25 protein-coding genes are annotated in these 21,930 nt (G+C 36.7%); 22 read left to right on the top strand and 3 right to left on the bottom strand.

Annotated features, from left to right (window positions below; genetic code table 11):
* The first annotated feature begins 58 nt into the window (after positions 1–58).
* From mgrA to SM124_RS10975, 18 genes are all read left to right on the top strand, one after another.
* The gene (mgrA, locus tag SM124_RS11060) at positions 59–1,054 is read left to right on the top strand and encodes an L-glyceraldehyde 3-phosphate reductase (RefSeq protein WP_322446587.1); all 996 of its coding nucleotides are present in this window, start codon (positions 59–61) and stop codon (positions 1,052–1,054) included.
* Between the two features lie 178 nt (positions 1,055–1,232).
* The gene (locus SM124_RS11055; RefSeq protein ID WP_322446586.1) at positions 1,233–2,492 is read left to right on the top strand and encodes an MFS transporter; all 1,260 of its coding nucleotides are present in this window, start codon (positions 1,233–1,235) and stop codon (positions 2,490–2,492) included.
* A gap of 1,172 nt (positions 2,493–3,664) precedes the next feature.
* The gene (locus SM124_RS11050; RefSeq protein ID WP_322446585.1) at positions 3,665–4,060 is read left to right on the top strand and encodes a GNAT family N-acetyltransferase; all 396 of its coding nucleotides are present in this window, start codon (positions 3,665–3,667) and stop codon (positions 4,058–4,060) included.
* Between the two features lie 237 nt (positions 4,061–4,297).
* Positions 4,298–5,020 (top strand): rhamnogalacturonan acetylesterase, encoded by a 723-nt coding sequence (locus SM124_RS11045; protein ID WP_322446748.1) that lies wholly within the window; start codon positions 4,298–4,300, stop codon positions 5,018–5,020.
* Between the two features lie 102 nt (positions 5,021–5,122).
* Entirely contained in the window at positions 5,123–5,773 is a 651-nt protein-coding gene (locus SM124_RS11040; protein ID WP_322446584.1) for a YdeI/OmpD-associated family protein, read from the top strand.
* 149 nt (positions 5,774–5,922) lie between these two features.
* Entirely contained in the window at positions 5,923–6,042 is a 120-nt protein-coding gene (locus SM124_RS11035; RefSeq protein WP_322446583.1) for a DUF4023 domain-containing protein, read from the top strand.
* Positions 6,043–6,207: 165 nt separating this feature from the next.
* The gene (locus SM124_RS11030) at positions 6,208–6,777 is read left to right on the top strand and encodes a sulfurtransferase TusA family protein (protein ID WP_322446582.1); all 570 of its coding nucleotides are present in this window, start codon (positions 6,208–6,210) and stop codon (positions 6,775–6,777) included.
* 15 nt (positions 6,778–6,792) lie between these two features.
* Positions 6,793–7,182 (top strand): DsrE/DsrF/DrsH-like family protein, encoded by a 390-nt coding sequence (locus SM124_RS11025; protein ID WP_322446581.1) that lies wholly within the window; start codon positions 6,793–6,795, stop codon positions 7,180–7,182.
* 42 nt (positions 7,183–7,224) lie between these two features.
* A complete protein-coding gene (locus SM124_RS11020; protein WP_322446580.1) occupies positions 7,225–8,355 on the top strand; it encodes an MBL fold metallo-hydrolase in 1,131 nt (376 codons plus the stop codon).
* A 70-nt stretch (positions 8,356–8,425) separates the two neighbouring features.
* Positions 8,426–9,205, top strand: a complete 780-nt coding sequence (locus SM124_RS11015; RefSeq protein ID WP_322446747.1) for a sulfite exporter TauE/SafE family protein — start codon at positions 8,426–8,428, stop codon at positions 9,203–9,205.
* A 213-nt stretch (positions 9,206–9,418) separates the two neighbouring features.
* Entirely contained in the window at positions 9,419–9,652 is a 234-nt protein-coding gene (locus SM124_RS11010; protein WP_322446746.1) for a glutaredoxin family protein, read from the top strand.
* Positions 9,653–9,693: 41 nt separating this feature from the next.
* Positions 9,694–10,827 carry an MBL fold metallo-hydrolase gene (locus SM124_RS11005; RefSeq protein WP_322446579.1) on the top strand — a complete coding sequence of 378 codons (1,134 nt, stop codon included), beginning with the start codon at positions 9,694–9,696 and terminating at the stop codon, positions 10,825–10,827.
* A gap of 94 nt (positions 10,828–10,921) precedes the next feature.
* Positions 10,922–11,311, top strand: a complete 390-nt coding sequence (locus tag SM124_RS11000; RefSeq protein WP_322446578.1) for a rhodanese-like domain-containing protein — start codon at positions 10,922–10,924, stop codon at positions 11,309–11,311.
* 135 nt (positions 11,312–11,446) lie between these two features.
* Entirely contained in the window at positions 11,447–11,836 is a 390-nt protein-coding gene (locus SM124_RS10995; RefSeq protein WP_322446577.1) for an OsmC family protein, read from the top strand.
* Between the two features lie 35 nt (positions 11,837–11,871).
* Complete coding sequence (locus tag SM124_RS10990) at positions 11,872–12,540, top strand: hypothetical protein (RefSeq protein ID WP_322446576.1); 669 nt, start codon at positions 11,872–11,874, stop codon at positions 12,538–12,540.
* An 89-nt stretch (positions 12,541–12,629) separates the two neighbouring features.
* Positions 12,630–13,346, top strand: a complete 717-nt coding sequence (locus tag SM124_RS10985; protein ID WP_322446575.1) for a cytochrome c biogenesis CcdA family protein — start codon at positions 12,630–12,632, stop codon at positions 13,344–13,346.
* A 180-nt stretch (positions 13,347–13,526) separates the two neighbouring features.
* On the top strand, positions 13,527–13,964 hold the full coding sequence (locus SM124_RS10980; RefSeq protein WP_322446745.1) for a redoxin domain-containing protein: 438 nt from the start codon (positions 13,527–13,529) through the stop codon (positions 13,962–13,964).
* A gap of 13 nt (positions 13,965–13,977) precedes the next feature.
* Positions 13,978–14,667 carry a response regulator transcription factor gene (locus SM124_RS10975; RefSeq protein ID WP_322446574.1) on the top strand — a complete coding sequence of 230 codons (690 nt, stop codon included), beginning with the start codon at positions 13,978–13,980 and terminating at the stop codon, positions 14,665–14,667.
* A 104-nt stretch (positions 14,668–14,771) separates the two neighbouring features.
* Here the strand turns inward: SM124_RS10975 and yxiS are convergent, their stop codons facing one another.
* Positions 14,772–15,065: a protein YxiS gene (gene yxiS / locus SM124_RS10970; protein ID WP_507185123.1), complete on the bottom strand. Its 294-nt coding sequence runs from the start codon at positions 15,063–15,065 to the stop codon at positions 14,772–14,774.
* Positions 15,066–15,224: 159 nt separating this feature from the next.
* Here yxiS and SM124_RS10965 point away from each other — a divergent pair, with 159 nt between their 5' ends.
* Positions 15,225–16,346 (top strand): NADH-dependent flavin oxidoreductase, encoded by a 1,122-nt coding sequence (locus tag SM124_RS10965; protein WP_322446573.1) that lies wholly within the window; start codon positions 15,225–15,227, stop codon positions 16,344–16,346.
* Between the two features lie 163 nt (positions 16,347–16,509).
* Here the strand turns inward: SM124_RS10965 and SM124_RS10960 are convergent, their stop codons facing one another.
* Positions 16,510–16,680: a hypothetical protein gene (locus SM124_RS10960; RefSeq protein WP_322446572.1), complete on the bottom strand. Its 171-nt coding sequence runs from the start codon at positions 16,678–16,680 to the stop codon at positions 16,510–16,512.
* A 220-nt stretch (positions 16,681–16,900) separates the two neighbouring features.
* On the opposite strand from SM124_RS10960, the gene SM124_RS10955 reads away from it, so the two are divergent.
* The gene (locus tag SM124_RS10955) at positions 16,901–17,278 is read left to right on the top strand and encodes a hypothetical protein (RefSeq protein ID WP_322446571.1); all 378 of its coding nucleotides are present in this window, start codon (positions 16,901–16,903) and stop codon (positions 17,276–17,278) included.
* A gap of 53 nt (positions 17,279–17,331) precedes the next feature.
* On the opposite strand, the gene SM124_RS10950 is transcribed toward SM124_RS10955, so the two are convergent.
* On the bottom strand, positions 17,332–18,543 hold the full coding sequence (locus tag SM124_RS10950; RefSeq protein WP_322446570.1) for a M14 family zinc carboxypeptidase: 1,212 nt from the start codon (positions 18,541–18,543) through the stop codon (positions 17,332–17,334).
* Positions 18,544–19,089: 546 nt separating this feature from the next.
* On the opposite strand from SM124_RS10950, the gene SM124_RS10945 reads away from it, so the two are divergent.
* Both SM124_RS10945 and SM124_RS10940 read left to right on the top strand, forming a co-directional pair.
* Positions 19,090–19,782, top strand: a complete 693-nt coding sequence (locus SM124_RS10945; protein WP_322446569.1) for a response regulator transcription factor — start codon at positions 19,090–19,092, stop codon at positions 19,780–19,782.
* Positions 19,760–21,898: a histidine kinase dimerization/phospho-acceptor domain-containing protein gene (locus SM124_RS10940; protein ID WP_322446568.1), complete on the top strand. Its 2,139-nt coding sequence runs from the start codon at positions 19,760–19,762 to the stop codon at positions 21,896–21,898. Before SM124_RS10945 ends, SM124_RS10940 begins: the two co-directional genes overlap by 23 nt.
* Positions 21,899–21,930: the final 32 nt, after the last annotated feature.

The raw sequence follows: 21,930 nt of genomic DNA, 5'->3' as shown, positions 1-21,930 counted from the left end.
ACTCAATACCGGATAAAATCCATCTTTAGGATTGTAAAAGATATATGGGGGGCAACCAATGACTTATCAACCAAGAAACGAACGCTATGAATCTATGGTATATAATCGATGTGGAAGGTCAGGTCTAAAATTACCGGCTATTTCTCTTGGGTTATGGCACAACTTTGGTGGTGGAGACTTATTTGAAAATGGGCGGGCTTTGATTAGAAAGGCCTTTGACCTAGGAATTACTCATTTTGACTTGGCTAACAATTATGGACCACCACCTGGTTCAGCAGAAGAAAATTTTGGAGCTATTCTAAAGAAAGATTTCTCAGGATTTCGTGATGAAATGGTTATTTCAACAAAAGCGGGTTACGGAATGTGGCCTGGTCCTTATGGGGACTGGGGCTCTAGAAAGTATCTGGTAACGAGCCTTGATCAAAGTTTGAAAAGAATGCAACTAGATTACGTTGATATTTTTTATCATCACCGTCCAGATCCAGAGACACCATTAGAGGAAACAATGATGGCATTAGATCATGTAGTTAGACAAGGTAAAGCACTTTATGTTGGACTTTCTAATTACGGTGTAAAGGACACTCAAAAGGCAATCGGAATATTAAAGGAGTTGGGCACTCCGTTGTTAATTCACCAGCCTGCATACTCAATGCTTAACAGATGGGTAGAAGACGGCTTAACAGATTTGCTTAAAGAAGAAGGAGTCGGCTCCATTGCCTTTGTTCCTTTAGCTCAAGGTTTACTCACCAATAGATACATTAACGGAATTCCAAGTGACTCAAGAGCCTTGAAGCCAAACAGCTTCCTTAATGAAGGGGACGTATCTGAAGAAGTACTTCAAAAGGTAAGAAAGTTACATGAAATCGCTCAAGAACGAGGCCAGTCACTTGCTCAAATGGCCCTTGCATGGGTTCTCCGTGAACAAAAAATTACTTCAGCCCTTATCGGAGCTAGTAAAGTGAGCCAAATTGAGGAGAATGTTGCTGCGTTGAACAATTTAGGGTTTAGCGAAGAAGAATTGAAGAGGATTGAGGAAGTTTTAGATAAAAAATAGTAGTTGAGTAGAGATTAATAAATCTATTCAAGAGGTTAGGTCCCGGCACTTTTTATATGGGGCCTTTCTTTGTATCTTTTTTTATTTTACCAAAGAAAAATATTCCCTAATTATGATTTCTACTCCCACAAAAACCCCATATATATAGGATAAAAAGAGCTAACAGGAGTAGATCTCATTGGACAAAGCAAATCATAAATTTAGGTGGGTTATATTTGCTTCTGTGCTGGTAGCCTATTTATTCATGTCGAGTCAGCGTACAGCTCCGGGATTGATTACCGATCAATTAATGAGGGATTTTAGTGTAACTGCATCGACGATTGGACTTGTGACAAGTATTCAATTCTTCGTTTATACTGGCTTACAGATTCCAATGGGCTTACTCGCTGATCGGTATGGACCGATTCTCTTTCTCATTATTGGCACCGCCCTTACAGGTTTGGGTACGATCATTTATGGTGTGACTACACATGAATATGTCCTTATTTTTGCTCGAATCCTAACGGGAATAGGGGATGCGACCATCTGGGTAAATATGATACTGGTTTTAAGTATGTGGTTTAATCAAAAGGAATTTACTCGATTAATTGGGATTGCTGGAATGACAGGGAGTCTTGGTTTTCTTTTAGCAACCGTTCCTTTTTCCGTATTGATTGTCTCACTTGGTTGGAGAGGGGCTTTTTTTACAGCTGGAGTTGTATTATGCCTTTGTAGTACTTGGCTATATTTCATTTTTGTTAAAAAGGCCAATCAACCGTTATTCGTAAAAAAAGAAGGACCACGTGAAAAAATAACTGTTTTATTGCGAAGAGTTTGCTTGAATAGGCAGGCATGGGCATTATTTTTATGTCACTTTGGACTCGTAGGAGGGTATATAGGGTTTATCGGTTCCTGGGCAGTGCCATATATGATCGATGTGTATGGAATATCGCGTTTAGATGCCAGTCAATTGGTTTTGATTAGTCTGCTTGGAGCACTCATTGGCGCCCCTTTAATAGGCTGGCTTGCTAGTTATTTAGGCGCCATTAAACGAACATATGTGGTGTTTCATCTAATGGTTTTACTTTGTTGGTCGACGTTTCTATTCTTTCCTAATCATCCTCCCTTTTACATACTCATCATTCTTTTCTTTATGATTGGATTTGGATTTGGATCAAACTCCTTAACGTTTGCCATCGTTCGCCAGACGTTTCCAGTAACGGAATCGGGAATTGTTTCGGGCTTTGCGAATACAGGTGGTTTTTTGAGTGCTGTTCTGTTGCCAAGTATCTTCGGATTTATTTTGGACTATTTTCAAGCCACATCCGGACAAATAGTCGACGGATACTACTACGGTTTCTTCACTCCAGTCATCTTTGCTATATTTGGATTAATTGGAGTTCTCTTTGTCAGGGTCGGAGGGACAGGTTCCTTGTACCAGTTGTCTAAAAGGAATTAGGCATCACAAGAGACATAGGGTTTGTAGGTGGAAAATGTTGAAGGGACAACTAAATTATCAAACTAATAAAGTGAACATAAGGGTTTTTTAGGGTATTTTAATTCCCTTGAAATCTAAGAATATCTTCTCTATAATTAGGATATAAAAGAACAGATCAGGTGAATTTTCACCTGACCATTACAACATGCATGCCGTAATAGCGGCTAACCTTAACATTTGAGAGAAATAGTCACCGTAGCTTGGTCGGCAGGTGGCTATTTCTTTTTTGTTATAGCAACGATGATAGATACAATCATTGCGACGAATACTGCTTGAAAAGATAATGCTGTAAATATAATGGTTAACACTTTATCTGTCGTTATCGTTTTCACCCCCCTTCAAAAGGGAGTGTTAGCTACCACCATGACTATGTAGTTGTAATACATGTATTTTAACATTATTTTCATAGTTTTGCTATAAAAAATAGAATGTGTGTTCGTATTTAGGTCATAGGGACAGGTTGCTTGTCCTGTTTGTTTCTGTTTGGTCCTGTTTGTTTGAGAGAATTAGGTAAAATAGACCAATTAAAAAGAAAACAAGGGAACCTGAGATAAGTGATTAGAACAATCTTTCCGGTTTTAAAAGTGTTTTAATTTCCTTTAAATCTAAGAATATCTTCTCTATAATTAGGATATAAAAGAAAAGATCAGGTGAGTTCTCACCAGATTATACAACATACATGCCGTTTAGCGGCTAACCTAATTTCTAGAGAAATAGTCACCTGAGCTTGGTCGGCAGGGTGGCTAATTCTTTTTGATTATTGCGACGACAATGGAAACAATAGTTGCAACAAATACAGCCTCAAAAGTTAATGCTGCAAATATAATCGTTAACACTTTATCTGTCGTCATAGCTTTCACCCCTTTCAACTGGGGATGTTAGCCGCCACCCTGACTATGTAGTTGTAAATACCTATATTCTAGTATTCTACTTTAATATTAGCTAGATTAAATAGAATATATGTTCGTGATTTATGGAGTGTCAGTTACCAAATTCTATATATGGTAACTGACACTTTTTCTTTATTTCCTCTCCCTAAGCCTCTCCTACAGCCACTAGCCGTTACAAATCCTCCCCCCTCAACATATACAAATACTATAAGCAAATAATGTCGAAAAGAGGAGAGGGATTTCGTGAACATCACCATCCAACAAAGCAACTTCAATCAGGTCAAGCCATTAATTGGACCAGCCTTCAACGATGGTTTAAATATTAGCCGCTCTGATGGGAATGTTTGGTTTACGGCTAGTGTTGATGGGAAAGTTGTTGGAGTTGTTTCTTGTATTGTTAGGGAACAACAACAAAAAGCTTATTTTAAGAGAGGGTTTGTTTTAAAAGAGTTTAGAAGACGAAGGATCTATAATCAATTATTTGAAGCCCGGATGAATTTTATTAAAGAGAATGAAAATATTAAGGTTGTTTCGGCATTGTGTACGACGGCGAATATGGATGTTTTTTTACATCATGGGTTTAAGGTGATGAAGAAACATTCCCAAAAGTACACGTTAGTTGAACTAACATTAAAATAAAATTAATTTTCTGAAAATTTTGTCTTGTTTTCTGTAAGTAGATTACTTATAATAACTTTTAACTAGTTAAAGGTGGAGGGCATAGAGAGAAATGCCTATTTTTACTAATTAGGCAGAAAAATCCACATCATAGAATATTAGCTTATATATAGGAGGAGTATCATGGGTAATAAGTTTAAAAAGCAGATGTTATTTCTATCCATGATTCTTTTAGTTTTCTGCGTCGGGTTTGTTAATATGCTGGGAACAGCGAAGAAGGATGTTAGCCATCAAAAGGGGAAAGTTACGGTGTTTCTTGCAGGTGATTCCACTGTTTCAAACTACACGGAATCGTTAGCTCCCCGTGCAGGATGGGGGCAGATGATTGGTACCTTTTTTGATGAAGATGTTGTGATTATAAATGCAGCAAAGTCAGGCAGAAGTTCTAAAAGTTTTATTGAGGAAAAGAGACTGAAGAAAATATTGAGGCAAATTGATAAAGGCGATTATCTGTTTATTCAGTTTGGCCATAATGACCAAAAGGCATATGACCCTAACCGTTATACAGACCCCCATACAACGTATAAAAGTTACTTGAAAAACTACATAGATGGTGCAAGAAAGAAAAAGGCTATTCCTGTTCTTGTAACCTCAGTTGAACGAAGGTTTTTTCTGAAAGATGGTGTTGCTGGGAACTCACATGGGGACTATCAAAAGGCAATGATCGAGCTTGGTAAAGAAGAAAACGTTCCTGTTATTGACCTTGCCTCTAACAGTAGAACTCTTTTTAATAAGCTTGGACCAGAGAAAACGAAGGAACTGTTTCTGTGGTTAGAACCAGGTGAGAGTGAGAACTTTCCTGATGGAATTCAGGATGATGTTCATTTTAAGGAACACGGTGCGAGGGAAATTGCACGACTAGTAGTAGAAGGGATTAGAGAATTAAATTTAGAACCGTTAAGCACTCATATTAAAAAGTAATTTTGGTACTTTCAAAATATGATAAAATAAAGAGTAAATGGTACTGGGAGAATACTGTCTCCCGGTCATTTTTATGTCGAAAGATTTACGAAGGAGCTTATTATGTCAATAATAAAAAAACTAAATCTAGAAAAGTACAAAAGCTTGTCAGTGATTAATCAACCTAGTGACTATGATATATTTGAGGAAAATAAGGCAACCTTATCTGGACAACATGACGCTATTTTCATCTTTGTACAAACGGTCGATGAAATGGTTCAACATACTAAACAGATCATTAAAGAGAACCATTTACTTGAAAAAGGATATTTATTTTTTGCTTATCCAAAAAAGGGAAATAAGAAATACGAAACCTTTGTACATAGAGATGAGATTTTTCCAGCAATGAATGTAGGAGAAGATGGATATGTTGAAAATAGTGATGTGAAATTTTCACGTATGGTAAGTATGGATGAGGTTTTTACTGTTGTTGGATTAAAGCGTGAACAAAAGAAAGCCCAAAAATCAACAGCTCCAAGTCAGTGTGTTGCTGATTACGAAGAGAATGTGAAAGATATTGAGCAAATATTAGCAGACAATCCGGTTGAACTTTCTTTTTATCAGAAACTAACACCTGGTTATAAAAGAGACTGGGCTCGATATATTTTTTCAGTAAAACAAGAGGCAACACGTGAAAAACGCCGTCAGCAGATGACCAATATTCTTGGACAAGGGTATAAATCAATTGATTTATTTCGCCAAAAAAAGTTATAAAGTACTAAAATTACAATAGCTGAGGAACCAGCTAAAAGTTGATTTAGTAACTACACTTCGGGTCAAGGGACCTGTCCCCATGGTCCATGAATGATTCGTGGCTTGTTTGGAAAAAGTATAACCATTCCTACATCAAAGGAGGGGTTATCATGGAAAGTACAAACGAGTTTGTTCAAAAGATTCATGATAAGCAACAAAAGGATGAGCAAAATAGAAAGCGTCAAGGCAAAGGCCATCCAGAAAAGAAGTTGCCTAATAAACAGCATTAATAAACCTTGTAAACGAAAGGCCATGAGTGATTCATGGTCCTTTTTTGCATGCATGTTTATAAGGACAAATAGTCGTTATCCTACATTCACCAATAATAGGTAGTTCTATACGAGAATGTTCAACCAAAGTAGATAGATACTAAATATGAAAGGAGGGAATAAACAATGGAGGTTACTGTAAATAAAGTTCTTGATGCAAAAGGCCTGGCTTGTCCGATGCCGATTGTGAAAACGAAGAAAGAAATGACGGCACTTGAGCCTGGCCAAGTGATTGAAATCCAGGCAACAGATAAAGGTTCTACGGCCGATTTAAAAGCATGGTCTGAGAGCACCGGAAATCAATACTTAGGAACAGTTGAAGATGGGGATGTTTTAAGGCATTACTTACGAAAAGCAAGTGCTGAAGAGGAAAAGTCTGAAACGAAGCATCCAGATGTCGTTCAATTAGAGGAACTTTTAAAACAACTGGAAGGCAATGAAAAAATAAATATCCTTGATGTACGGGAACCTGCTGAATATGCGTTTGGACATATACCTGGAGCGGTCAATATCCCTCTAGGAGAATTGGAAGAACGATTTAAGGAAATAGAAAGTATGGAAGACTTGCATATCGTATGCCGCTCAGGGAATCGAAGTGATTTAGCAGCGCAGAAGCTGACTGAAAAAGGCTTTAAGAATGTTAAGAATGTTGTACCTGGAATGAAAGTTTGGACAGGCCCAACAAATAAACTTTAAAGGAGGAAACGAAAAATGAAAGTCGCGATTATTGCCGCTAATGGCGGAATGTTTGATGCGTATAAAGTGTTTAATATTGCTACAGCAGCTGCTGCAACAGATGCAGAAGTGGGAATCTTCTTTACTTTTGAAGGGTTAAATCTGATTCATAAAGAGGCTCATAAAAATCTACCTATGCCAGCTGGTGCTGAACATTTTCAAGAAGGATTTAAAAAAGCCAATGTTCCTCCAGTTGATGAACTAGTTTCCATGGCTAGTGAAATGGGTGTAAAAATGATTGCTTGTCAAATGACGATGGATGTCATGAGCTTAGAGAAAGAACAGTTTATTGAAGGTATCGATGTAGGTGGAGCCGTAACGTTCTTAACTTTTGCGAAGGATGCAGACGTAACACTTACATTCTAATACCCTAATAGGTAAATATTAATCAAAAAAGGAGGTTGAACTGTGACAGAGTCTGTTAAAACTATATCGGTAAAAGAGCTTGCTAGAAAGGTTTTCAATCATGAAGATGTATTCATCATTGATGCAAGAAATACAGACGACTTTGATGATTGGAAGATTGAAGGGGAAAATGTTCAAATTATTAATGAACCTTATTTTGAGTTGTTAGAAGGCGTAGATTCTATTTTAGATAAGCTGCCAAAAGATAAGGATATTTATGTCATTTGTGCAAAAGGTGGTTCATCTGAATTCGTTGCTCAACAAATCTCAGAAGCAGGATTTACAGATGTTTATTCCATTGAAGGCGGGATGAAAGCATGGAGTGAACATTTAGAGCCTGTAAAAATTGGTGATTTGAAAAATGGAGGAGCGATTTATCAATTTGTTCGAATTGGTAAAGGTTGTCTGTCTTATTTAGTAGATTCAAACGGAAAAGGTGCGATGATTGATACGAATCGTATGCTCGAGCCTTACGAGTCTTTTATAAAAGAGAAGAATATTACGCTTACTCATATTTTAGACACTCATTTACATGCGGATCATATTTCAGGAGGAAGGCAGCTTGCTGAAAAGACAGGAGCTACTTATTACCTTCCGCCGAAAGATGCAGAAGAAGTGACGTTTAATTATGAGCATATTCACGATGGTGATGAATACCAAGTTGGAGATACAACGATTAAAGCTGTGTACTCTCCAGGACATACGATCGGAAGTACTTCGTTTGTGGTAGACGATCAATATTTATTAACCGGTGATATTTTATTTATTGATTCCATTGGTCGCCCAGATTTAGCTGGGAAAGCGGAAGACTGGGTAGGAGATTTACGAAATACCCTTTATAAACGTTACAAAGAATTGGCAGATGATTTAACTGTCTTGCCAGCTCATTATATGACGATAAAAGAGATGAATGATGATGGAAGTATAGGCGAAAAGTTAGGAGTTCTGTATAAAGAAAATCACGGACTCAATATTACGGATGAATCTGAATTTAGAAGAACCGTTACTGAAAATCTTCCGCCACAACCGAATTCCTATCAAGAAATTCGTGAGACGAATATGGGTAAAATCTCTCCAGATGACGAGAAGCAACGTGAAATGGAGATTGGTCCAAACCGTTGTGCGGTTAGATAAATAGGAGGGGGTAAGAAGAGGGGGGAGATACTCTAAGCTGCCTTCCCCTCTGAAAAAAGAGGTGATGATGTTGGACATAGCCTTTATTGTGGTTATCTTTTTAATTGGATTTATCGGTTCCTTTATTTCTGGAATGGTTGGAATCGGTGGATCTATCATTAAATATCCTATGTTACTTTATTTACCACCTTTATTTGGATTAGCGGCTTTTAGTGCGCATGAGGTCTCTGGAATCAGTGCGGTTCAAGTGTTTTTCGCAACGATTGGAGGAGTCTGGGCATACCGAAAAGGTGGATTTCTGAATAAAACATTAATCATCTATATGGGCGCAGCCATTTTAATTGGAAGTTTTATCGGTGGTTATGGTTCGAAGCTTATGAGTGAGGGTGGAATCAATCTAGTGTATGGAATTCTTGCCCTTATAGCCGTTATTATGATGTTCTTGCCAAAAAAAGGGGTAGATGATATTCCTTTTGATCAAGTGAAATTTAATAAATGGCTTGCGGCAAGTTTAGCTTTAATTGTTGGAGTTGGAGCCGGAATTGTCGGTGCAGCGGGAGCATTTATTCTAGTTCCCATCATGCTCGTTGTATTAAAAATTCCTACTAGAATGACAATTGCCTCCTCTTTAGCCATTACCTTTATCTCCTCTATTGGAGCAACAATTGGCAAAATAACAACGGGGCAGGTAGAGTTTTTCCCAGCTCTCATAATGGTTATTGCTAGTTTAATCGCCTCTCCAATAGGTGCAAATATAGGGAAAAAGGTGAATACAAAAGTTCTCCAGTGGATCTTAGCATTATTAATATTAGCTACTTCCATAAAGATTTGGACAGATATTTTGTTTTAATTGTGGAACAATTTTTAAAATGTCGGATTCACATTTCCGACATTTTTTACATCTACATAAAAATTTTCATAAAAAAATAGTTGACGTTATACCTATAGGGGTATATTATTAGTCATGTAAAGTTAATAAAAATGGTTTCAAAAAAATTTTTTTAACAAAAATATACCCTTATAGGTATGTTGGATAATATTTTACGGAGAGTGGATTTAAATGATGAACTCAATTACAGTTTATACGACGACACGCTGCCCTTATTGTGTCATGTTAAAGAATTTCCTATCTGAACAGAATATTCCTTTTAAAGAAATTAACCTTGAAGATCAACCTGAGATGATGAGACAATTAGTCAATGCAACAGGTCAAATGGGAGTTCCACAAACAGAAATTAATGGCCAGTGGGTTTTAGGCTTTGACCCAAATTTAATTATGAATTTATTAAGAAACTAACAAATTTTTTAACTACAAATATACTCCTGGGGGTAATATAGATGGCTGTAAAAGCATGGACTGCGAAAGAAGTTACAGAAAAGGTATTAGAAAAAAGAAATTTATTTATTTTAGATGTACGAAATGAGAATGATTTTAACGATTGGAAAATTGAAGGAGAAAATTTTGAATATTTAAATGTACCTTACTTCGAACTAATTGATGGTGTGGGACCAATTCTTAATAAAATTCCTTCAGATAAAGAGGTTTTAGTTGTTTGTGCAAAAGAAGGATCTTCTATAATGGTAGCTGACATGTTATCTCAAGAAGGAATCGATGCAGCTTATCTATCTGGTGGAATGAAAGCATGGAGTGAGCATTTATACAAAGCAAAGGTATATGAAGATAACGACATTAAAGTATACCAATTTGTTCGTGTAGGGAAAGGATGCTTATCCTACATGGTTGTATCAGACAATGAAGCTCTGATTGTAGACCCTGCTAGATTTGTAAATGAATACGTGGAAGCATCTAAGGAAGAAGGAGCAACTATTTCTCATATTGTTGATTCTCATCTACATGCTGACCATATTTCTGGTGGGAAAGAAATGGCAGATGCGACAGGTGGTTCTTACTACCTTATGAAGAGTGAAGGTGCAGTGTTTGATTTCTTCCCATTTGAAGACCATGAAAAAATTCATTTTAAAAACGTTGAACTAGAAGTATTAGCCGTAAAAACACCAGGTCATACTCCTGGAAGTGTGTCATTCTTCGTGAATAAAAAGTTATTATTCTCAGGAGATACGATTTTTGTCAGCGGTCTAGGACGTCCAGACTTAGGAAACAAAGTGAGAGAATGGGCAAACGACCTATACAACACCGTTTACAATAAAGTATCAGAAATTGCTGATGATGTGATTGTTTTACCGGCTCATTATGCTGATTTTGATGGCGAAATAAACGAAGAAGGCTACATTGGGGACACATTAGGAAATATCCGTAAGCGTAATGAAAAAATGTTCAATGCGACTCGTGAAGATTTCCTAAATGATGTTGAAAAATCAGCTAGTTCCGTAAAACCACCAAATTTTGAAGAAATTATTATGATTAATCGTGGTGTTCAAGATGCTGATTATGAAAGAAAGCAAGAGTTAGAGATTGGTCCAAACCGTTGTGCGGTTCATCATGCTGACTAATAAACAATGAATAGAGGGAGCTTAGGGAACTTTGATAGAGTTCCCTTCTCCCATATCCCCGGCTTAAAATGAAACAGAAAGTAGGTCTAATACATTGAAGAAAATCGTAACTTATATTCCTCTAGTTATTTTATTAGCATGGGGTGCGTATTACTTTTTAGGAAATCAATCCATTCAAACGATTTCTACTATTGAGTTAGCAGAAAAGCTAGAACAAGAGGCTAACTCCAAAAATGTTGTATTTATTGATGTTCGTGAACCTTCAGAGTATGAAGAAGGACATATAAAAGGAATGATTAATGTACCATTAAGTACTTTGAGTACAAATACAGAGATGCTTCCAAAAGATTCACAGATTGTGATTATTTGTAGAAGCGGGAATAGAAGTATGCAGGCAGCAAAGATTTTAGAAGAATTAGGTTATAACAACATTGTTAATGTTGATGGTGGGATTATGAGTTGGGATGGGGAGCTTGTTTTTTAATAGGGCAAACCATCCAGTCATTCAGGGCTAGAGATTAGCCCTTTTTTTATTAATAAAAAAAAATTATTGCTTCTTAACAGAAAGTAAACAATTGGGTGGCATGATGGACTCTATAAAATGGAGGAGGTTATGTCAATGTTTGAATTTGAAGTAAAAGATGGTGTATCCCAACTAAACAGTAGCTATGGAACCTTAATGGTTTCTCCTGATCCTTTAAAAGGATATAAGCCTGTTGAATTGCTCGTTTCATCTATCGTTGGATGCAGCAGTGCTATTCTTCAAAAGGTGTTAGAAAAAAAGAGAATAGCGGTAAAAGGAATGACAGTAAAAGTAAGTGTGGAAAGAAACTTGGAAGAGGCAAACAGGGTTACGAAGATCCATCTTCATTTTGTCATCGCGGGAGAGGACATTTCTGAGGAACAAATGGAGAAGTCACTTGAAGTCACCCTAAAAAATTGCGGAATCATACAATCGGTAAAAAATGGTATTGATATTAACGAGTCGTTTGAAATTGTGGACAGTTAAACAGAAGTAGGAAAAAGTTAGTACTGGGGGTTTGTATGAACGTATTACAAATAGGCTCGATTGCTATTTTATATAAGTGGGTCTTTCTTGGTATTGCTATTTTTATCGGCTATATCAGTATTCGAGTATGGTTACAAAGCTCAACAGAAAAGAAAAATATCAAACCAATCATGGATTTACTATTTAATACGATTTTCTTGAGTTTTCTCGTTTGGAAAGGTAGCTTACTTCTATTAGAGCCATCCATCATTTTGAAAAGTCCATTTTCAATACTGTATTTTACAGGTGGAAGTAAGGGTCTTATTCTAGCGATTATTTTTTCTTTTGCCTATTTTTTCTTAAAAGCAAAGAAATTAGAAATTTCGAATGAGTTCATAATAAAGCTGATGTTTATTTTTAGTTTGGTCGTATTAACGGCATATCACGGATTGACTGTTTTCTTTATAGAAGAAGATGTTCTTTATCACTCTCTAATTAGTCTGTTCATGATTACCGTCTTAGTAATAGGGATATTTAAAAAGGACATTTATTCTTTAAAGTGGATCTATATGGTCACTATTGTATTTTCTTTCGTCCACTTTATTCTAATCATGATTTTGATTAAAAGTCAGGCAGTATTCTTATTTTCAGTGGAACAGTGGTTTCTAATAGGAATCATTTTAGTATCACTTTTCCATCGCAATAAGCTACGGTCATTGAATTAAATCTCAATTTTTAAATAAATTTTGTCATCTTAACCGTTTCTTAACAATCATTTGAAAAAATGCTGTTAAGGAGAAAGGAGGAAAGGTCTGTGGAAAATATTACAATTCTCTTCGCTTTAACCGCGGGATTGCTATCTTTCTTTTCACCTTGTGTGTTCCCGCTTATTCCCGCATATGTCGCTCATTTAACAGATGGAAATGTCTCCTCAGGGAAAGTGAATGTGAGCCAAAAGGTATTACTCACCAGGTCAATTAGTTTCATCCTAGGATTTAGCGTCGTCTTTGTGTTATTAGGTGCGTCAGCTAGCTTTGTTGGACAATTGTTTTTAGATAATAAAAAACTAATTCAAATGATTGGCGGCTTACTGATCATTATTTTTGGAATACAAATGCTAGGAATCTTTAAGATTAAATTTTTGATGATGGAAAAAAGGTTTTCTTTTAAAGAGAATTCAAAGGCAACTACGCTGAGGTCCTTTATTCTTGGGGTGGCGTTCGGATCGGGCTGGACCCCATGTGTTGGACTAGCTTTATCTTCTATTTTGTTACTTGCTAGTTCATCGGAGACCGTATTTTCAGGTATGGGTCTATTGTGGGTATACTCATTAGGACTAGGAATTCCATTTCTCATGATATCTTTCATTGTCACTTACTCCTTAAATGTGGTGAAAAAAGTGAATAAGATTCTACCTAAGCTATCAAAAGTGAACGGGTGGATATTAATTGTGATGGGAGTTTTATTGTTTACAGGTCAGATGCAGAAGATCAGTGCCTATTTTTCTTCATTTACATGGACTAGTTTCTAACTTTGTTGCATTATTACTCGAAAAAAGCTTGTACATTTTAAGGGGTGAAAGTTAGTGAAAAGTAATATTCTTGTTATAATAGGATTGATGGGGCTAATAGGTTGGGGAATTTTTGATCTCAATTCATCTAAATGAGACGAAGCGAATTCAACTACTAATGAAACCGTTAGTCAAGAACAAATAGAGGTAGGAATTAAAGAAGGTAACCAAGCACCAGACTTCCAACTACAAACAATGGAAGGGGAAGAGATTCAACTTTCTAGTTTGCAAGGGAAGAAAGTGATTGTGAACTTTTGGGCTACTTGGTGTCCACCATGTAAAGCGGAAATGCCACATATGCAAGAATTTTATGAAGAGCAAAAAGAGAACGGCATAGAAATCCTGGCTGTCAATTTAGCAACAACGGAAAAAGATCCGACTGCTCTTTGGAGTTTTGTTGAAGATTATGGCTTAACCTTTCCTATTTTACTAGATAGTGAGGGAGAAATTGCTGATACGTATCAAGCATTTACGATTCCAACGAGTTATGTGATTGATTCTAGTGGAATTATTCGTAAAAAAATTACAGGACCAATGGACAAGGAAATGATGCTACAACTAATCAATAGTGTCCAATAAATGTGGTGAGAAATTGAATTATAGAGGAAAATCGATTTTAGTGTGTGATGATGACAGAATGTTTCGGTCTGAAATGAAAAAAGAACTCGAAGCCTCTGGATTCCAAGTGTTAGAAGCGACAAATGGGCAGGAAGCAAAGGACATTTTTTTAACATATAATCCTTGCTTTGTTATATTAGAAGTCTATATGAAGGATTTAGATGGATTTGAGTGGTGTGATTGGATTCGAACAGAACAAAAAAGTGAGATTCCTATGATCCTAGTGTCTAAATTACCAGATGAAAGCAATACGATTAAAGGTTTAAAGAGCGGGGCAGATGATTTCCTGCTCAAACCTTTTAATTTAAAAGAGTTAACCGTAAGAGTGGAAACGGTGTTAAGAAGAACGGCACACCGTTGTAATAAAATAACGTATAGGGGGATTACCCTTAAGCCTTTAAAAGGGGAAGTTAAGGTGGAAGGTGAAGGAATCTCATTAACCCTTCATGAATTCAAGCTTCTATACTTCTTAATGAGGCATCCCAATCAAGCACTATCTAGGCTACAAATATTAGATGAGTTATATCCAAATGATCAGAAATTAGTCTCTGAGAGAACCGTCGACGTACACATCTTGAAGCTGAGAGAAAAGTTTAAATCATATATAGATGGCGAATGGATCGAAACGATTAGAGGAGTAGGGTATCGATTTGTAGCGTTTTAATTGCATAAGGCAATCAAATAGTAAAAGCTGCTCAAAATTTGATGAGCAGCTTTTACTATTTGATTAAACTAAGTTTTTCACAATTAAAAATAGAATAACTATAATTACAGTTTTTTCGCATACTCCGAAACGACAAAAGCCAAATCCTCATTCCCAAATAGAGATAATACATTTAACACCGTGCTAGTAGGAATCTCACCTGCTTCTTCTTTATCCACCGTTAACTCCTCCATCGTTTTTAATAAGGCGGGGTTACTCACTTGATTAGGATAAGCTTCTGTATAAAGCTTAACTGGGTCAAGATTGTTGTTTACACACCATTGGGCAAAAACTAAAATCATCATATTTTCGTCTTTTTGGTAGTTTTCAATAATTTGTTTTTCGACTTCTTTGTTCACTTTTCTGTTCGCTCCTTTAGGCTTCTGTCCTTATTATATCACACTAACTGTTACGCTAATTCTTTAGAGGTACGTTCATATTCGCGTCGTAATTGGGTAACTTATATGGGTATGTTACTGGCTACAAAGTTGTTATTTTATAAAAGGAGTGAGTCTAATATGAATCCTAACTATAAACCACTTTTTGATACCGTCAAGCTAAAAAGTGGACATGAACTAAAAAATCGAATCGTTTTAGCACCCATGACCAACTTTTCTTCCCATCCGGATGGAACCGTTTCTGATGAAGAAATCAATTATTACATTCGCCGAACAAAAGGTGTGGGACTGGCGATTACTGCATGTACATATGTGACGAAAAACGGAAAAGGATTTCATGGTGAGTTTGGTGGAGATACGGATGAGATGATTCCAAGCTTACGTCGTCTAGCCAGTGCCCTAAGGGAGCAGGGAGCGACGGCTGTTCTTCAAATTTTTCATGGAGGTCGTGAATGTCCACCTGAGTTAGTACCAAACGGGGAAACGGTTAGTGCGAGTGCGGTTGGAAAAGAGGGTAGTGACATCACTCCACGAGCATTGGAAGAGTCTGAAGTCGATGAGATTGTAAAAGCGTTTGGAGAGACCACTCGACGTGCGATTGAAGCTGGGTTTGATGGGGTTGAAATCCATGGAGCGAACGGGTACTTGATTCAACAGTTTTTCTCCCCGCAAACGAACCGTCGTGAAGACAAATGGGGCGGAAGCTTAGAAAAACGAATGAGTTTTCCACTTGCCATCGTGAAAGAAGTAAAAAGGGTTGTAGCTGAACATGCGAAAGAGCCTTTTATCGTCGGCTATCGTTTTTCACCAGAGGAAGAACATACTCCTGGAATCACGATGGTAGAAACATTGGCACTTGTTGATGCTTTAGCCGATCAAGAACTAGATTATCTTCATGTCTCCTTACAGGATTTTTGGTCGAAGCCTAGACGTGGAGCGGATGAAACCAAAACGCGAATGGAGCATCTACTAGAAAAGATCGGTAACCGAGTTCCGTTAATCGGAGTGGGTTCCATTCATACGGCGGATGAGGCATTGAAAGCGATTCGGACAGGTGTTCCTTTACTAGCCTTAGGACGTGAGTTAATTATGGAGCCGGATTGGGTGGAAAAAGTGGAGAAGGGAAGAGAAAGTGAAATTGCGACGACTCTTTCCAAAAAGGATCAAGAAAGACTTGTGATTCCAGATCCGCTTTGGGGAGCAATTATCCATACACCTGGTTGGTTCCCAGTGGTAGAGTAATAGAAAAAATAAGCGGCTAGGTTTTAGCCGCTTTTCTAATGAGAGTTACAAATAAAAAAACTAGACATTTAAAGTACATTAGCGCAAAAGACAACTATAATACCTTAAATTCATCTAGTATGGTTCGAATTATTAATTTAAAAAGTAGGAAGAAGGAGTGAAGTTAAATCGTTCCTAATTCCTCTTCAAAATAAAAAGTATTCGGATGTTCCTTTAACGTATAAGAATATCTTTTCATATTCGCGACGTAACTGCATTTGCTGATGGTAACCGTTTCACCAGTAGATTTAAGTAAAACTTTTTGGTTTACCTCATACTTCACTTTATTTTTCATGGGGGTTAACCACCTTTCCTTAAGAGTCCATTATCTCACATAAGTCTGATAATGTATAACTTTCCCTTTAAAATAAAAAATAAATAGAGTGAATTTTAATAAAACAATGTAGTTTTTGGCATTTAAGGGTATACTTACATAGAAGGGGACATCCCCTTGGTCTTCTGGTGCTTATCTCTTTTGGCAGAAGGCGAGAGACCATTTAGGAAGGATGACCAAGATGAAAACAAAAACAAGTATGGTATATCAAGCAAAAGCTGGAGACGGAGTGAAGAAAAAAGGTTTAAAGAGATCCAATACTTTTTTTAATACTCCAGAAGAAGCTGTATCAGAAGCTATGGCATTGAAAGAAAAAATGGATACCCTTTATAAAAATGAAATTCAGTGGGAGTACAACGAGGAAATTACCGGTCCACTTAATAAGATGAAGATTTTAAAAGGATATCTTGGTGGAGATAAAAAATCGTCTGCGTTTTATCTTCAGATTATGTCATCCAAGCTGGAAGAAGAATTTAGTGTGGTTTCACCTATCAAACCGAAGAACATGTCTACAAGTGATAAAAAAGTATTGAAGCAAGTCAAAAAATTATTTGCATAAATGGAATTAGAAAACCCTTAGCAGCTCAACAGCAGCTAAGGGTTTTCGTTTGATTAGAACCCAGGACTATAAGACGTGCGAGGAATTTGATTGTATTTAGATGCATCTAATTGTTCAACAGAACCATCTGCCACTCCATTGATAATTCCATAAAGACCCGTTTCAACGGCTTTCACTAGCTGACCTTTTTTCTTTTGTCCTAATGTATGAGACTGACCTCTCACCTCAAATAGAACCGTTCCACTACCGTTTAGGGCAAAGCTACCTAGAGCCGTACCAGGTAAGTCAAGGTTTTGGTCATATAAAGTAATGTTGTTGAATGGTGAGTTATTGCCTAATGATTGAAGTGCATTATAGGCAGCAAGGTTAAGCTGCTTAGAATACTCGAAGTTATAGTTATCTTTATATTGTGCGTATTTTGCTCCCGCAGGTGTATTTGGATCTGGAACAAAGTCAGCTGATAGTGACATCGTTACCAGGTCATCTGTTCCTTCTACATAGTATTGACCTTGGTGATGAAGGTCAATAAACACATCCACTTTACCGAATTCTGCTTTTAATGATTTATATACATCACGAACGGTTTGAGCTTCTGGAGTGATGTACCAGCCTGGGCGATTGGAAGCACCAGGAACATCACTTGCCTTAGGTACATAATTTAAGTCTGGGTTAAAGTCACGATTCACGTCAAACCCTGGCTTGCCCGTGTAATCTCTTGCTTGTCTGACCCCTGAAGCATAATAATTCCAAGCTGGTCTAGATGCTTCCGCAAGCTGAGGGAATCTTTCTACTACCTCTGCCCAAGAAAGGTCATTTCCACGACGGTCTAACTCAGATGCATCAGGGTTCATTTTTGGTAACACCACTAACGTAATTTCCTCTCTAATTTTCTTAGCTTGAGGAGAGTTACTAGAACCTAAATGTTGAAGAATGCTTAAAAGGGCTTCTGTTCCCGTTTTTTCATTTCCATGGATCTCACTTTCAATTAGAACAACTTTCTTACCCGTTCCTACACGTGCTTTATAAATATCTCTTCCACGATTGGATTGACCGACTACTTCAAGAGACACCAACCCTTGACTGTTTTGTTCAATTTGTTGGAGACGCTTCACCATTTCCGCATAATCAGTAAATCCTACAACGGGCAGCTCTTGATTCGGATTGGTTAAATTTCCATTAGAAGAGTTCGTCGCAAAAGTGGGCGAAGCAAGACTTGCACATAAAGCAATCACACTTAACCCCGTTAATAGTTTTTTCCCTTTCATACTATCACTCCCTGATTAAAAAATAGTAGGTTCCCTAAAGATTGCATGATCTATGTATGTCGAGATAAGAGATATTCTTTAGGGAATCTAAAAACTATTTTATTGGATTAAAGCGTAAAAATTTGCCGAATCATATAGGCCGTCCAGTTCTAATATTGTAAGAAACGATAGGAGTTTGTCGATTATTTCGTAAATAGAAATAAATGAATATTTCCTCCTATTTTGTCATTTGTTGTAGTGATATAGACATGTATATATTGGTTAAAAATTTCGAAATCAGGATTCATCTAGTCAGTTAGAAAGTATTCCTTTTACCTAACAATCAATGATGAAAATAAAAATCTTAAGAAATTCTTCATTTTTATCATAAGAAATTCTTCAATTTTGGCTTTTACAATAAGGGTAGCTTGAAAGGAGGCGGCAAATTTCAAAGTGTGTAAGGTTGTAATCAAGTCTACTATTTCAAAATCCCTCCTATTTCACTAGATTTTTACAAAAATGAGACTAAAATAGGAAATAGTGTGAAATTACGGAGGAGTATGTAGGATGGAACCATTAACAGTTTTAGTAGTGGATGATGATAAAGAGATTCGGGAAGGAATTGAAATTTATTTACGAAATGAAGGTTTACGGGTAATTCAAGCAAAGGATGGCCTAGAGGCGATGGACTGTTTAAATGAACAGGAGGTCCATTTGATCGTGATGGATATTATGATGCCGCGTCAGGATGGGATAACGACAACGTTTAAGATTCGTGAGAAGAAGAACATTCCGATCATTATGCTAAGTGCCAAGAGTGAAGACACGGACAAAATATTAGGCTTACAAATTGGGGCAGACGATTATGTTACGAAGCCTTTTAATCCTGTTGAACTGATTGCGAGAGTAAAATCTCAGCTGCGTCGATATGTCACTCTAGGAACTTATGAGGAAAAAAGTAAAGTAATAGATATAAATGGACTGATTCTAAATCAAGAGGCTAAACAAGTAACGGTTCACGGAGAGCCGATTAAACTAACTCCTATTGAGTACCGTATTTTAGAGTTATTAATGGTCAATAAGGGGAGAGTGTTTTCAATCAGTGAAATCTATGAACTCGTTTGGAAGGAACCAGGCTTTAATGTAGAAAATACGGTAGCGGTACATATCCGGAAAATTCGTGGGAAAGTGGAAATTAATCCGAAGAATCCAAAATATTTAAAGGTTGTGTGGGGAATTGGGTATAAAATCGAAAAATAAATTTTTAGTAGTGGTCATGGTAATTATCCTAACTTATGGAATAGGAAGTATTTTTTCATTCCTAACGTATGGGAATAAATATTGGGGTAAAAGTTTTTTTGAATACAATGACTTTCCTTATGTGGGTGAATTTCTCGAGTATTTAGGGAAAAATGAAATCTACTATATGAGTAAAAATGAAGCCAAATATCAGTTGCCTAATATGATTACAGAAGAAGATATTCAGCAGCTACGTTCCGAGAAAGGTAGTCTAGAAACTCAAACGAGACTGATTAATCAACAATATCAATACCAAATTGATGAAGCGAAAAAGGCAAAAGATGAGAATAAAGTAAAGAAGTTAAATATGGAAAGAACGAACAAAATACTAGATATGACACGTTTTTTTAAAGAAGATGAATATGTGAAATCTTTTATTATGAAAGAACGAACAAAAGAAATGGAACAATATTATGAGAATCTTAAGTTAGGATTGCCTTATCTTCTAGATTACAAGGAGGTATTTGCCTATCACCTAAAAGATGTGAATACTGGCATGGAATATTCAAATATTCGAAATAAAAATGATATTAATAGTGAACATATGCTTCACATGGTTGAATGGAGCGGTACTCTTCAACCATCTGGACCCCCTCATTTTGAAATCACTCCTATAAAGCTGAAGGGATATATCGGGGTGAAGAAATCAGCTCCAGAAACGAGTAATTTAATCTACAACTATCATCAGTTTAATCAAGAAAAACAAATCTTCTATTTTTACGTTATAACGGGGTTCATTAGTTTAGTAGGAAGTTTGCTATTTTTATATAAGAGAAGGTTTTTTGAAGCTAGTTTAGTGATTTGGAAACGTTATCTCCCTATTGATTTGAACGCTTTAATCATTGTCGGCATGGGACTCACAGCATTTTATTATATGGATACCTACAACTTTCTTTCGATTTATTTTGAAAAAAATCTAAAAGGGCTGTTAGGTACGTTTATGATTACAACGTTCATGATTGGCATGATTGTCATGATGGTTAAGTTATTATATAGAAGACTAAGAGAATCGGAAGCCATTCAAGAGGAATGGCGTAAGAGTTTTCTTAATAAAAGCTATAACGTAATAAATGATGCATTTCTCATTAGAAGTATTGGGACTCAGATAATGATTTTACTAGGGAGTTTAATTGTAATTATCTCAGTAACGGTCCTATCTTTTATCCAGAGGCCTACGCCTTTCATTTTGCTAGGAATATGTTTTATCCTAGTGGGACTAGGAGCCGTATATTTACTCTTAAAACGCATCGGTTACTTGAATCAAATTATGGTAAGCACAAAGGAAATGACAGCTGGTAACTTGGAAGTGACCATCCCTGTTGATGAAGGTTACAGCCCGCTATCGTCATTTGCAGCTGATATTAATACACTCAAGTCAGGTGTAATCACCTCTCGAAATGAGCAGTTAAAAAGTGAGCGGTTAAAGACGGAATTGATTACAAACGTTAGTCACGACCTCCGTACTCCATTAACTTCACTTATTGCTTATACCGAATTGCTGAAAAAACCAAATCTAGATGAAGGAGAGAGAAACTCCTATATCGATGTGATTGATCGCAAATCGAAGAAATTAAAAGTATTGATTGAAGACCTTTTTGAGGTTTCCAAGATGGTCAGCGGAAATATGGAATTAAACAAAGCACAAGTGGACCTCTCTCAATTACTAGAGCAAGCATTAGCGGAACATGAAGAACAAATTATGGACACCCATTTAATTTTTCGTGTCAGCAAACCAGATGTTCCGCTTACGACTTATGTGGATGGACAAAAGCTATGGCGGGTGTTTGATAATTTAATCGAAAACATTCTTAAATATGCCTTAGAAGGTACACGAGTGTTTATTGCTTTAAAAGAAGAAAACGGAAGAGCGATGATTAGTTTTAAGAATGTGACGAAGTATGAATTAAGCGAAAACATCGAGGAGTTATTTGAACGGTTCAAACGAGGAGATACCTCTCGTCATACAGATGGCTCCGGCCTAGGTTTAGCCATTGCAAAGTCTATCGTCGACCTTCATGAAGGAATGATGGAAATCGAGGTGGACGGAGATTTGTTTAAAGTGACCATCAAGCTGTAGGCATGAATCGTGGTTCCGAATCTTATACATAG

Source organism: Robertmurraya mangrovi (genome assembly GCF_034427655.1).
Taxonomy (GTDB): domain Bacteria; phylum Bacillota; class Bacilli; order Bacillales; family Cytobacillaceae; genus Robertmurraya_A; species Robertmurraya_A mangrovi.
Note: the sequence above shows the minus strand (reverse complement) of the source record. Positions and strands in the feature narration are given on the sequence as shown.